At 51.2% G+C, this 11,644-nt stretch carries 13 protein-coding genes and 1 tRNA gene; 4 read left to right on the top strand and 10 right to left on the bottom strand.

Annotation, left to right across the window (positions count from 1 at the left end; translation table 11 throughout):
- Positions 1-275 precede the first annotated feature (275 nt).
- The 4 genes from rplI to GN241_12090 all read right to left on the bottom strand — a co-directional run bounded on the left by rplI (position 276) and on the right by GN241_12090 (position 2,300).
- Positions 276-905 (bottom strand): 50S ribosomal protein L9, encoded by a 630-nt coding sequence (rplI, locus tag GN241_12105; protein ID XAT58030.1) that lies wholly within the window; start codon positions 903-905, stop codon positions 276-278.
- A 12-nt stretch (positions 906-917) separates the two neighbouring features.
- Complete coding sequence (rpsR, locus tag GN241_12100) at positions 918-1,145, bottom strand: 30S ribosomal protein S18 (protein XAT58029.1); 228 nt, start codon at positions 1,143-1,145, stop codon at positions 918-920.
- A gap of 24 nt (positions 1,146-1,169) precedes the next feature.
- Positions 1,170-1,535 (bottom strand): 30S ribosomal protein S6, encoded by a 366-nt coding sequence (rpsF, locus tag GN241_12095; protein ID XAT58028.1) that lies wholly within the window; start codon positions 1,533-1,535, stop codon positions 1,170-1,172.
- 486 nt (positions 1,536-2,021) lie between these two features.
- Entirely contained in the window at positions 2,022-2,300 is a 279-nt protein-coding gene (locus GN241_12090) for a hypothetical protein (protein ID XAT58027.1), read from the bottom strand.
- A 413-nt stretch (positions 2,301-2,713) separates the two neighbouring features.
- On the opposite strand from GN241_12090, the gene GN241_12085 reads away from it, so the two are divergent.
- Complete coding sequence (locus tag GN241_12085) at positions 2,714-4,051, top strand: proline--tRNA ligase (protein ID XAT58026.1); 1,338 nt, start codon at positions 2,714-2,716, stop codon at positions 4,049-4,051.
- A 24-nt stretch (positions 4,052-4,075) separates the two neighbouring features.
- Here the strand turns inward: GN241_12085 and GN241_12080 are convergent, their stop codons facing one another.
- From GN241_12080 to GN241_12060, 5 genes are all read right to left on the bottom strand, one after another.
- A complete protein-coding gene (locus GN241_12080; GenBank protein ID XAT58025.1) occupies positions 4,076-4,444 on the bottom strand; it encodes a DUF2237 family protein in 369 nt (122 codons plus the stop codon).
- Between the two features lie 43 nt (positions 4,445-4,487).
- On the bottom strand, positions 4,488-5,282 hold the full coding sequence (locus tag GN241_12075) for a DUF2332 family protein (GenBank protein ID XAT58024.1): 795 nt from the start codon (positions 5,280-5,282) through the stop codon (positions 4,488-4,490).
- A gap of 253 nt (positions 5,283-5,535) precedes the next feature.
- Entirely contained in the window at positions 5,536-6,231 is a 696-nt protein-coding gene (locus GN241_12070; GenBank protein XAT58023.1) for an aminoacyl-tRNA hydrolase, read from the bottom strand.
- Positions 6,232-6,361: 130 nt separating this feature from the next.
- Complete coding sequence (locus tag GN241_12065; GenBank protein ID XAT58022.1) at positions 6,362-7,003, bottom strand: 50S ribosomal protein L25/general stress protein Ctc; 642 nt, start codon at positions 7,001-7,003, stop codon at positions 6,362-6,364.
- Between the two features lie 153 nt (positions 7,004-7,156).
- Positions 7,157-8,320, bottom strand: a complete 1,164-nt coding sequence (locus GN241_12060; GenBank protein XAT58021.1) for an L-lactate dehydrogenase — start codon at positions 8,318-8,320, stop codon at positions 7,157-7,159.
- A gap of 88 nt (positions 8,321-8,408) precedes the next feature.
- Between GN241_12060 and GN241_12055 the strand changes: the two genes are divergently transcribed.
- The gene (locus GN241_12055; protein XAT58020.1) at positions 8,409-8,846 is read left to right on the top strand and encodes an acyl dehydratase; all 438 of its coding nucleotides are present in this window, start codon (positions 8,409-8,411) and stop codon (positions 8,844-8,846) included.
- A 17-nt stretch (positions 8,847-8,863) separates the two neighbouring features.
- On the opposite strand, the gene GN241_12050 is transcribed toward GN241_12055, so the two are convergent.
- Positions 8,864-9,655: a tryptophan synthase subunit alpha gene (locus tag GN241_12050; protein XAT58019.1), complete on the bottom strand. Its 792-nt coding sequence runs from the start codon at positions 9,653-9,655 to the stop codon at positions 8,864-8,866.
- 198 nt (positions 9,656-9,853) lie between these two features.
- Between GN241_12050 and ychF the strand changes: the two genes are divergently transcribed.
- Together ychF and GN241_12040 are read left to right on the top strand one after the other, a co-directional pair.
- Positions 9,854-10,951 (top strand): redox-regulated ATPase YchF, encoded by a 1,098-nt coding sequence (ychF, locus tag GN241_12045; protein ID XAT58018.1) that lies wholly within the window; start codon positions 9,854-9,856, stop codon positions 10,949-10,951.
- A 547-nt stretch (positions 10,952-11,498) separates the two neighbouring features.
- Positions 11,499-11,588: transfer RNA gene (locus tag GN241_12040), tRNA-Ser, on the top strand.
- The last annotated feature ends 56 nt before the right edge of the window (positions 11,589-11,644 follow it).

The following is an 11,644-nucleotide window of genomic DNA, read 5'->3' as shown; positions in this document are numbered from 1 at the left end:
ATTCTCTGAATTTTCCTTAAACTAAGCAGGCGTCTAAGGAAGGTCAATACGCAAACAAATAAAAAGCTGGCCAATTCTTTTCGAAAATTATCAAAGACGAAGTAATTTTTGAAACTTTCGAAAAAGGTGTTCTGTTTTTTGGGGCGTATGATCTTTTTTGCTTTTGACTGAGGGGTTTGCACCCCTCCTCAGCAATTCTAGGCATCTGGTAAAAAAAGGCGCCCCGACATCTATGCGGGGCGCCCTCTTATCGGGTTGCATATCGTTGAGGCGTGTTAGCCGTCTTGATTGCTGTCTTCTTCTGCAGCGGGAGCGGCCGGGGCCGCGCTGTCAAACTCATCGTCTGCGGCGGCACCGCCGATATCGTCAAACAGCTCTGCAATTTCAAATTCGGCAGCAGCTTCTTCTTCTGCGGCCAATTCTTGAATCGATTTGCCCGAGGCTTGCAGTTCGGCTTCTTCGACTGAGCGCGCCACGTTCAAAACGATCGTAGCAGAAACTTCTGGATGAAGACGCACGAGCATCTCATGCAGGCCCAGCTCTTTGATCGGACGGACCAAAGCGATCTGTTTGCGATCGACACTGAAGCCGCCGGCGGTTGCGACATCCATCGCATCGCGCGGCGTCACAGAACCATAGAGAGCCCCCGCGTCAGAGGCAGATCTAAGCACAACGAATTGTTGTCCATCCAGGCGCGCAGCCAGATCTTCCGCTTCTTTCTTGGTTTCCAAATTGCGCGCTTCTAACTGTGCCTTTTGCGCTTCGAAATTTGCGATATTTTCTTTTGACGCGCTGCGGGCTTTGCCTTGCGGCAATAAGAAGTTGCGCGCATAGCCTGGCTTTACGTCAACCACATCGCCCATTTGGCCCAATTTGGCCACGCGTTCCATAAGGATTACTTGCATGATCAGATCTCCCTATTTCACAGCATATGGCAAAAGAGCAAGAAACCGTGCGCGTTTGATTGCGCGGGCAAGCTCTCGTTGCTTTTTGGCTGATACAGCGGTGATCCGTGACGGAACAATCTTGCCACGCTCTGAGATATAGCGTTGCAGTAGTTTTGTGTCTTTGTAATCGATCGCCGGAGCTTTATCGCCAGAAAAAGGGCAGACTTTGCGGCGGCGGAAAAAAGGTTTGGTTGCCATGATCTATCGTCCTTTTCTACAAACTTAATCGCGACGTTCGCGACGTTCACCGCGGTCACCACGATCATCGCGGCGTTGCATCTGTGCAGATGGTCCTTCGGCGTGCTCTTCAACTTTGATCGTTAAAATCCGCATCACGTCTTCATGAAGACGCATCAGTCGTTCCATCTCTTGCACCGCAGGCGCAGGTGAGTCCGATTTTAGCATCGCATAATGGCCTTTGCGATTTTTATTGATCTTATAGGCCATCGTTTTAACACCCCAATATTCGCTTTCAACGACGTTTCCACCGTTATCTGCAAGGATTGTTGTGAAATGTTCAACCAGGCCTTCGGCCTGCGCGCTGGATAAATCCTGACGCGAAATAAAGACATGCTCATATAGGGGCATGCGCTCTCCAGTTCTCTTTTGGGCACGTTTCAAAGGGCGTCTATGAGGTTTTCGCGTCCACCCACGAGGGACTGTGCGATAAAAGTAAGTGCGAAAACAGACCTGCCTTCTACAGGAAAACCAGAGCGGTGCAAGGCTTTGAAGTGTAAAATGGCCAAGAATTTAGACAATTTGCCCTATAAGCCTTTAAGTTTCCGCTATAATGACAAAGTCTTGCCTTAAAGGCCGATTAACTTGTTATTTGAATAGGGGGTGTAATTTATTTTAGCACCAACTTATTTATATGTGGGGTTTTCCCGCCAGAGCTTGAGGTTTCGGTGAGCACATATCTATGCCTCGAGTGATAATCTCACCCCCTATTCTCAACACCTAATCAAAAACGCCGAAAGACCGGCGGATTCCCCAAGGTATGCCATAGCCCATGAGGGCGGCCCAAGCAGCGGCCTGCCAGAGATACCAACTGTCTAGAATGGCAGCCTTGATCCGTCAATTTGCGCTCCACAGGGCTGTGCAGATCGGATGCTCCAAGGCGGCTTTGGGCGTTTGCTTGGCCAAAGCAAGGCATAAGCCAAGTAGATCTTCATGCAGCTTTTCGATATCCTCGATGAGGTTTTCTTTCGCCGCTGCTGCCTGTCTGATTTCGAACCTTTCGGTTGGTTTGGAATAAAAATACCCGGTATCAAGGCCCGTTTGAAGGCAAGTTTGCGCGCGCTTTATCAGGGTATCATCCCGCAAACTTCGCCAATTTTTGATCTGAAGTGCCATAGATCGAATGGTCCCCTGATCATTGGTTTGAAGCGCTGTTTCGCAGATTGTTAGAACCGTCCTGTGCTGGGAATTAGCAAAAGCAGCCTGCATAGGCAGAAAGCAAGACAGCAGCAGCGCGATATAAAAAGGCTTTTTGGGGAAAAAGATCACTTGCGTTCCTTTACATTCAACCGATTAATACACTGATCCGCCCCTTGCTCCAAACGGAAACTATCGGTTCACACATCTTCAACAGGGCGGCCGTTGATTCAAACGATTGATCGGCCTTCACTGTTGTACATGCTTGCAACAGGTCTGAACTTGCTGGCGCCTACGGCGTGCACGCCGCCGGCAGACAGAGCAAGGCTTGTGGAGCGGATGTTTTCTTCTTAAACAGAGCGCGCGACTGTTTTTATTGCAAAGGACCTTTGATGCGCCTGTCCCGCTATTTTATCCCCGTTTTGAAAGAAAACCCTGCCGATGCACAAATCGTGAGCCATCGTTTAATGTTACGGGCCGGCATGATCAAGCAATCGAGCGCCGGCATTTATTCATGGTTGCCGCTCGGGTTCAAAGTGTTGCGCAAATTGGAAGATATTGTGCATGAAGAGCAAGTGCGCGCCGGCCATATTCCAATGCTCATGCCGACGCTGCAATCTGCGGATCTGTGGCGCGAAAGCGGCCGCTTTGATGATTACGGGCAAGAAATGTTGCGCATTCAGGATCGCCATGGGCGTGACATGCTTTATGGGCCAACCAATGAAGAGCTGATTACGGATATTTTTCGCAGCCATGTGGGCAGTTATAAAGACCTGCCGATGACGCTATATCATATTCAATGGAAGTTCCGCGACGAAATCCGGCCCCGGTTTGGTGTGATGCGGGGGCGTGAATTTTTCATGAAAGATGGCTATAATTTTGACATCGATAAGCCCAGCGCCATGCATGCCTATAACCGCCATATGGTCAGTTACCTGCGCACCTATGAGCGGATGGGGCTGAAGGCAATTCCGATGCGCGCCGATAGCGGCCCGATAGGAGGCGATGACACGCATGAATTTTTGGTACTGGCGGATACGGGCGAGTCTGAAGTGTTTTATGACAGCCAGATCCTAGACTTGAATTTGGGCAATCGCGCGGTGAATTATGATGACTGGGAGGAATGTGCCGGAATCGTACAGGAATGGACTACCCCCTATGCGCGCACCGATGAAACCCATGATGCCAGCCTCTTTGACGCTTTGCCCGAAGAGCGCCGACGCAGCAGTCGCGGTATAGAAGTCGGGCAGATTTTTTATTTTGGAACAAAATATTCTGAAGCGATGGGCGCCAATGTGGTGAATGATCAAGGCGCCCGCGTGCCGGTCCATATGGGCAGTCATGGGATCGGCGTGTCGCGTTTGATTGGTGCGATTATCGAGGCCAGCCATGATGAGAATGGAATCATTTGGCCGGAAGCCGTCACGCCTTATCACTGTGGAATTGTGAATTTGAAGCAGGGAGATGCGGCAACAGATGCAGCTTGCGAAGCGCTTTATGCCAGCCTCACCGCTTTGGGGCTTGAACCGCTTTACGATGATCGGCAAGAGCGGGCAGGCGGCAAATTTGCCACCATGGACTTGATTGGCCTGCCTTGGCGGATCACGGTTGGGCCGCGTGGTTTGAAAAATGGAGTGGTAGAGCTGACCGCGCGCAAAACTGGAGAAAGCCAAGAACTTCCACCCGAGCAGGCTGTGGAAGCGATTGCGCAGATTTACGCTGCGCTTTAGCCTGTCACTGAAGGTTTCATAGGATTAGAGTTGATTAGCTTGTAAAATCTCGAGTGAAACGATTTCTAAGGCGCGCGCATGCGTGGCAGAAAGATTAACCTTTGGCGCGCAACCTTCTTCATGGGCCTGCAAAAACCGGCCTGCGCAAAGGCACCAATGGTCGCCGGGTTTTAGGCCTACAAAGCCATATTCCGGCCGCGGCGTGCTAAGATCATTGCCAAAATATTTTGAATAGGCCAAGAACTCGGCCGTCATCACCGCGCAGACGGTGTGGCTACCTTGATCGGCTTCGCAGGTGTTGCAATGCCCGTCGCGAAAAAAACCGGTGACCGGATCCTGTGAACAGGCGGCCAGCGCAGCGCCAAGGACATTAATTTCTGGATCTTTTTGCATGATCATAGGCTCCTATTTCTGGAAAACCTAGCGATCAGCACGCTTAAGACAAGCCCTTAAACGGCCGATTTCCGGCCCATGCGATCCAGCGCCCGTGAAAATCTGCTCGACCCAGTTCAATTACTTGCTCGTCCGGCCATAACGTTAAGCGCAAAGCCGCCCCTAGGCCTTGGTCATCAGCTTCCATTGCAAAATGTGCCAGAGGGGTTGCGCTACTTGCCTGTTGTCCCGCTGTTTCTGGCGCTTGCATGCAGTTTTGTTGCGTTTGGAGAGAAAAATAGTGCCACGCGACTGTGTTGAAGAGCAAATGGAGATGCTTAGGATATCCTGATGCAAGGCGGAGGCGAAGCCAATCAGCTGCATCACCTTGCGCAATGGCAACGCGTTGCCTGGGGCATATACGCGCCAGTTGCTGCAGGCGTTCGGTTTGGTCCGGCCAAGTATAGGCACAAAGCCTCAAAAATCCTTCAGAGCTCCGAGGGTTTATCGGCGACAGATCAACGCCGGAGCGCCCGGCGATTTGAAATCTGCTCGGTGGGGGCGCTGGGCTGCGCCAATCGGGCGTGAGCGTCAGCGTGGCCTTATGGGGCTGATATGTGAACCCATGAGAGGATAGCGCAAACCGGTCAAATAAGAGGTTTAAACCGGCGCTTGCCCCCAGCTCTGACACAATCAGCGGCTGGTTGAAACGGCGTTCTAACATCAACGCGGTGGCAATCAACTCCGCGCTGCGCCCGATTTCATTGGTTCGCGGGATATAGTTTAGCCATTGCAAGATATGCGTTGCGTGATCGCGCAGCGCCGCTTGAACCGCCTTGCGCAGGTTTACCAGCGGCACGGTTTGTGGGGGGGGCTAATAACACGCCTTAAGCGCTGGGTTCTGGCCGCTCAGGAGCAACGCATGCAGCCCTGCAGCCAGTCTGAGCAGTTGTATTTATCAGGTGCAGGATCGCCAGACCAGCTGTTTAGCCGGTTGATAAGTGTAACGCGGTATAAATCGCCATCGGCAAGCAGATGCAACAGTCTGCGCATAAAGCATGAGCCTAAAGCGCTGCAGGCTTCGGCTTGCTGGTGAAAGTGATTGGAAATCGTTATTTGAATTTATCGATCAACCTTTGAAGCGGATTTCTTACGGGATCTTCCTTATCTGGCGATTGTGGTTTTTCAAGGGCGGCTTCGTTCCTGTGCGGCTGGGCCGCTTTTGGTTTTTGGGATTTTTGTGCCTGCGCTTTGAGCGCGACTTTATTCATAAAGCCTGCCGGATCTTTACCGGCTAATTTTACAGCGCCCTCGCCAATACCGCTGAGTAAATCATCTAACCAAGCATGATCGGCTTTGGCAAAATCATGAAGCACATATCCGGCCACGCGGTCTTTATGCCCCGGATGCCCGATGCCCAAGCGTACGCGATGATAGTCAGCCCCGATATGCTGGTGGATTGAGCGCAAGCCATTATGCCCCGCATGGCCGCCTGCTGTTTTCAGGCGGCATTTGCCCGGTGCTAAATCCAATTCATCATGAAACACAATGATCTCATCGGGCGTCAGCTTAAAAAACCGCATCGCCTCTCCGACCGATTGTCCGGATAGGTTCATAAAGGTTTCCGGTTTTAACAAAACCAGTTTTTCTGATCCCAAGCGGCCTTCGCTGATCACGCCGCTAAATTTTTTTTTCCAAGGTGAAAATCCATTTTCAGAGGCAATTTTATCAAGCGCCATAAATCCAATATTATGGCGGTTCTGGGCGTATTTTGAACCAGGATTCCCCAATCCGACGAATAATTGCATGTAAACGCTCCTGCTCAGCGATATGCTGTTAATAGCGCTGCCCGTTCGAAACGCAAAGCGCATAAAAAAAGCAGAGCGGTTGCTCTGCTTTTTAAATTTTTACTGACCGCCTGAGAAAAACGCCGCTGCCTTACTCCGCGGAGTCTTCTGCGGGTGCATCGCCTGTTCCGGCTACGGCTTCTTCTTCCTCTGATGCAGAAATACCACCCGGTGCCGATAAATTGGCGATTACAAAATCGCGATCAATCGTGGGGCGCGCCCCCTCTGGAAGACTGATTGCAGAAATCGTAATCACATCTCCGACGGCAACCTCCGCAAGGTCGACGGTAAGCTTTTCGGGAATATCGCCCGCGGTAACCACCAATTCAACTTCAGGGCGCACGACGTTCAAATAGCCGCCGCGCTTGATCCCCGGACAAACGTCTTCATTTAGAAACTCAACGGTGATGAATAGGTTGATTTTTGAGTTGCGGCGTAAGCGCATCAGATCCAGATGGGTTGGCAGATCTTTCACAACGTCACGCTGTACATCCCGGCAAATCACCCGAACATCCTCATGGCCTTCAACTTTTAAGTTAAACAGCGTTGATAAAAAACGCCCCGCTTTCAGACGCTTAAACAACACGTTGAATGGAATCTGAATGGGTAGCGGATCAACGCCGCCTCCATAGACAACACCCGGCACCATGCCATCGCGCCGCGCCTGACGAGCGGCGCCCTTGCCTGTCCCCGTGCGTGGCAAAACTTCAAGATTTGGAATCTCTCCAGCCATAATTCTCTCCATAATAAATGCAAGGGGCCCCTCCAAGGCTGTGACCCCAATGAAGCCGCGCGTATAAACCAGTTATTTAAGGTTTAAAAGGCCAAAATAAAGAATTATGCAGTCGCCCCAGCGGAGGGTTGGCGCTAAGAGGAAAAGCCGGTTCTATTCCCAATCCCCCGCAAACCCTTTCGGGATCAACAAGGTGTTGCGATTTAGATCCTGAACCCGTTTATGGCCGCATAGCGCCATTGAAATATCGAGCTCTTTGTGAATAAGCTCAAGGCTTTTGCGCACGCCTTCTTGGCCCATTGCCCCAAGCCCATAAATATGCGAGCGCCCGATATAGGTGCCTTTCGCCCCAAGCGCTAAGGCTTTCAGAACATCTTGGCCAGAGCGGATGCCACCATCCATATGCACTTCAATTTTATCGCCCACCGCTTCAACAATGCCCGGAAGCGCCTTGATCGAGCTTAGCGCGCCATCCAATTGCCGCCCGCCATGGTTGGAGACGATAATCGCATCCGCACCAACTTTCAGGGCCATCTTGGCATCTTCTTGATCTAAAATGCCTTTTAAAATGACTTTGCCGCCCCAGACATCCTTTAAACGGGCCACCTTGTTCCAATCAAGCGCCGGATCAAATTGTTCGGCTGTCCAAGAGGAGAGGCTGCTTGGATCGCTGACGCCTCTGGCATGGCCGACAATATTGCCAAAAAACCGCCGCTTTGTGCCCAGCATTTCTACGCCCCAGCCCCATTTTGTGGCCAAATTGGCAATCGATTTGGGTGTCAATTTGGGTGGGGCCGACAGCCCGTTGCGGATGTCTTTGTGACGCTGGCCCAAGATCTGTAAGTCCAGCGTCAGAACCAAGGCAGAGCAGTTTGCCGCGCGTGCCCGCTCGACCAAGCGATCATTAAAATCATTGTCCTTCAGCATGTAAAGTTGCATCCAAAAAGGCGCCTCAGTATGGGCTGCGACATCCTCGATTGAACAGATGGACATTGTGGATAAGGTGTAGGGCACGCCAAAGCTTTCGGCTGCCCGTGCGGCTTTTATTTCGCCATCGGCAGATTGCATTCCGGTCAAACCAACCGGGGCCAAAGCCACCGGCATGGCAACCTGCTGCCCCACCATGGTGCTGGCGGTGCTGCGCCCTGTCATATCAACTGCAACCCGTTGACGAAGTTTAAGCTGTTGAAAATCGGATACATTTTCACTAAACGTTTGCTCTGTCCAGCTGCCAGACTCCGTGTAATCATAAAACATGCGCGGCACGCGGCGCGCATAGATTTTTTTAAGATCGTAGATATTGGTGATTACAGGCATTTAAGCTTTACCTTACTGGGTTGTCGCGATCATATCTACAGGCGATATAACATCGTTAACCTATAAAACACCAGAGCAGGAGCGGGCGATGTATTTTGAAGATTTTGTGGTCGGGTTTCATTTTGAAGCCGAACCAAAACAGATTTCAAAAGCGCAAATTCTTGCCTTCGCGCAGGACTGGGATCCGCAGCCGTTTCATCTCGATGACGCGCAAGCCGAAGCGTCCCCCTATGGTGGGATCATCGCCAGCGGCTGGCAAACGGTTTTGATCGGATTCGAAGCGGTTTTTCGCACCAGGCTGTTTGAAAAATGCTCAATCGGGTCGCCAGGGGTGGATGAGGTGCGCTGGTTTATACCCGTCTATCCAGACGACATTTTAACCTGCGCGATTACAGTAGAAGAGGCGCGCCGCTCACGCAGCAAGCCCGATCGCGGATTTATCAAAACCCGGTTTGTTATCCGAAACCAAAGCCAAAAAATCGTAAGCAGCTTTTTGGCCACGCAAATGCTTCTTCTGGCCGCATAAGTGTCGCCAATAGAGGTTTAACCGCGATGTGCCCCATCTGAGAGGGTTTTGACAAACGCCAACACCTCTGCAACGGGTTTGCCCTTGGCCAATTCACTGACAATCGCCGATCCCACCACGGCGCCATCGGCAATTTCAGCGATGCTTTGCGCCGCTTCAGGGGTGTTGATGCCAAATCCAACGATCACCGGCAGATCCGTATTTGCTTTAATTTGTGCCACTTCAGGCCCCACGTTTTGGGCTTGCGCTTCGCCGGCGCCCGTGATGCCCGTGATCGACACATAATACACAAAGCCTGACGTATTCTGAAGAACCTTTGGCAACCGTTTGGCATCCGTTGTTGGCGTTGCGAGGCGAATAAAATTTAAGCCCGCGGCTTGCGCCGGAACGCAGAGCTCGTCATCCTCTTCGGGGGGCAAATCCACGATGATCAACCCGTCAATTCCAGCGGTTTTTGCATCCTGCAGAAATTGGTCAACACCATGATTGTAGATCGGGTTGTAATAACCCATCAAAACGATAGGTGTTACATTATCTTGCTTGCGAAATTCAGCGGCTAAATTCAGCGTTTTTTGCAAGGTCATGCCGGCTTCAAGCGCGCGCTGCCCCGCCAGCTGAATCGTGCTGCCATCTGCCATTGGATCGGTGAAAGGGAGCCCCAGTTCAATAATATCCACACCCGCTGCGGGAAGGCCTTTCACCAGCTCAAGCGCGGTGTGATAATCTGGATCTCCAGCCATGACATAGGAGACAAATGCCTTTTTCCCATCTGCTTTTAATGCGGCAAATTTATCGTCAATCCGAGTCATATTAGGCACCTTTCGCTTCGTCATGCTCTCCCATGCCCAATCGCATGCGAAAAATCAATGCCAAGCAAACATTTCACGAAAAAGCTTGTGCCGTAAAAGAAACCGTAAGTCGCAGAGCAGCGCTTTTGCATCTTCGCCGCTTGCCTCGGGGCGGATCTGCCACTAGAAGCCCTCAACAGCGCTAAAAGGAGCAGAGCCATGGGGTTTAAAATGGGTATTGTCGGGTTACCAAATGTTGGTAAATCCACCTTGTTTAACGCCTTAACCAAAACCGCGGCTGCGCAGGCGGCAAATTTTCCGTTCTGCACCATTGAACCGAATGTGGGCGATGTGGCCGTGCCCGATGCACGCCTTGATACTTTGGCTAAAATCGCCAGCTCAAAGCAAGTGATCCCAACGCGGATGACATTCGTTGACATTGCCGGGTTGGTCAAAGGGGCATCAAAAGGTGAAGGGCTTGGAAACCAATTTCTGGCAAATATCCGCGAGGTCGATGCCATCGCTCATGTGCTGCGCTGTTTCGAGGATTCTGATGTTACCCATGTTGATGGGCGCGTCGACCCGGTATCTGACGCCGAGACGATCGAAACCGAGCTGATGCTGGCCGATATTGAAAGCATTGAGAAGCGCCTGCAAGGCCTTAGCCGCAAAGTGCGCGGCGGTGATAAAGAGGCGGTGCAACAAGAGCGCTTGCTTAAAGCCGCTTTGGTGGTGCTTGAAGAAGGAAAACCAGCGCGCAGCGTTGAGGTTGAGCAAGAGGATCTGAAAGCTTGGAAAATGCTTCAGCTGTTAACCAGCAAGCCGATCCTGTTTGTGTGCAATGTGGATGAGGAGACCGCGTGCACAGGAAATACGTTTTCGCAACAGGTGCATGATATGGCGGCTGCACAGGGCGCTGGAACCGTTATTATCAGCGCCCAGATTGAAGAAGAGATCAGCCAATTAGAGCCTGAAGAAGCCGCCATGTTTCTGGATGAGATGGGCTTAGAAGAGGCTGGATTAGATCGCTTGATCCGCGCCGGCTATAAGCTCTTGGAATTGGAAACCTATTTCACCGTTGGCCCTAAAGAGGCGCGGGCCTGGACGATAAAAGGCGGCACCTACGCCCCCCAAGCCGCCGGGGTGATCCATGGTGATTTTGAGCGCGGTTTTATCCGGGCCGAGACCATAGCCTATGAGGATTATGTTGCCCTTGAGGGAGAACAGAAATCCAAGGAAGCCGGAAAGATGCGCGTTGAAGGTAAATCTTACATCGTGAAAGACGGTGATGTTTTGCATTTTCTATTCAACGCATAAGGCGCTGCGCGCAGGCCATTTGCTTTTGCTGAGGGGCTTGGCAAAATAAGGCTGCATGCTCGGCCAGATTTTAAGCGCTTCAAAGCCTTTGATTGAACTCGGGCGTTTCAATGTTGGATATAGTCAAACCGCTAAGAGAAGAAGCACTTGTCGGGCTGCGTATTTTGACAAAGACATGTCATTGGCGGTTTGGTAAATCGTCAAATGATGTTTGGATTGCGAAGGATGCAATCTTTCAACGCTGTAAGGCCAAACTATTGGGGGAGGGTTTATGTGCTTTGGAAGCAAAGCGGATGCGCAGCTAGCGCTATGCTGGGTTTTTATTTTTTTTGCCAACGGGCTTTCTCTCGCACAATGCGTTAAACCATTCGATTTATTTTCTCTGGCTGGGGTGGGTTGTTTGGATGAAATTTCTTATAAAATTTAAAGCAAGAGTGCGGGCGCTGCGCGCCAGCTGAGGGCGTAGGGACGGACAAATTTTAAAAAGTGAAGGTTTCTTATATTTTCCGCTTGTTTTGCCAGCAGATAAAATTGTAGACCCATCAGCGGAGACGTGGCCGAGTGGTCGAAGGCGCTCCCCTGCTAAGGGAGTAGGCCCGGAAGGGTCTCGAGGGTTCGAATCCCTTCGTCTCCGCCACAACCCCAGTATATCTCAATAAAGTATACAAATAAGGGGATTTGTGCATTCTGCAA

This window comes from Rhodobacteraceae bacterium IMCC1335 (assembly GCA_039640495.1).
GTDB lineage: Bacteria > Pseudomonadota > Alphaproteobacteria > Rhodobacterales > Rhodobacteraceae > Thalassovivens.
The sequence above is the reverse complement of the archived record's forward strand: the minus strand, read 5'-3'. Positions and strand labels throughout refer to the sequence as shown.

Bases quoted from the DNA above. Each gene is read 5' to 3' on its own strand.
- GN241_12055 (XAT58020.1), top strand. From the start codon at position 8,409: ATGTATTTTGAAGATTTTGTGGTCGGGTTTCATTTTGAAGCCGAACCA.
- GN241_12090 (XAT58027.1), bottom strand. From the start codon at position 2,300: ATGGCACTTCAGATCAAAAATTGGCGAAGTTTGCGGGATGATACCCTG.
- GN241_12050 (XAT58019.1), bottom strand. From the start codon at position 9,655: ATGACTCGGATTGACGATAAATTTGCCGCATTAAAAGCAGATGGGAAA.
- rpsF (XAT58028.1), bottom strand. From the start codon at position 1,535: ATGCCCCTATATGAGCATGTCTTTATTTCGCGTCAGGATTTATCCAGC.
- rplI (XAT58030.1), bottom strand. From the start codon at position 905: ATGCAAGTAATCCTTATGGAACGCGTGGCCAAATTGGGCCAAATGGGC.
- ychF (XAT58018.1), top strand. From the start codon at position 9,854: ATGGGGTTTAAAATGGGTATTGTCGGGTTACCAAATGTTGGTAAATCC.
- GN241_12065 (XAT58022.1), bottom strand. From the start codon at position 7,003: ATGGCTGGAGAGATTCCAAATCTTGAAGTTTTGCCACGCACGGGGACA.
- GN241_12060 (XAT58021.1), bottom strand. From the start codon at position 8,320: ATGCCTGTAATCACCAATATCTACGATCTTAAAAAAATCTATGCGCGC.
- GN241_12085 (XAT58026.1), top strand. From the start codon at position 2,714: ATGCGCCTGTCCCGCTATTTTATCCCCGTTTTGAAAGAAAACCCTGCC.
- rpsR (XAT58029.1), bottom strand. From the start codon at position 1,145: ATGGCAACCAAACCTTTTTTCCGCCGCCGCAAAGTCTGCCCTTTTTCT.
- GN241_12080 (XAT58025.1), bottom strand. From the start codon at position 4,444: ATGCAAAAAGATCCAGAAATTAATGTCCTTGGCGCTGCGCTGGCCGCC.
- GN241_12070 (XAT58023.1), bottom strand. From the start codon at position 6,231: ATGCAATTATTCGTCGGATTGGGGAATCCTGGTTCAAAATACGCCCAG.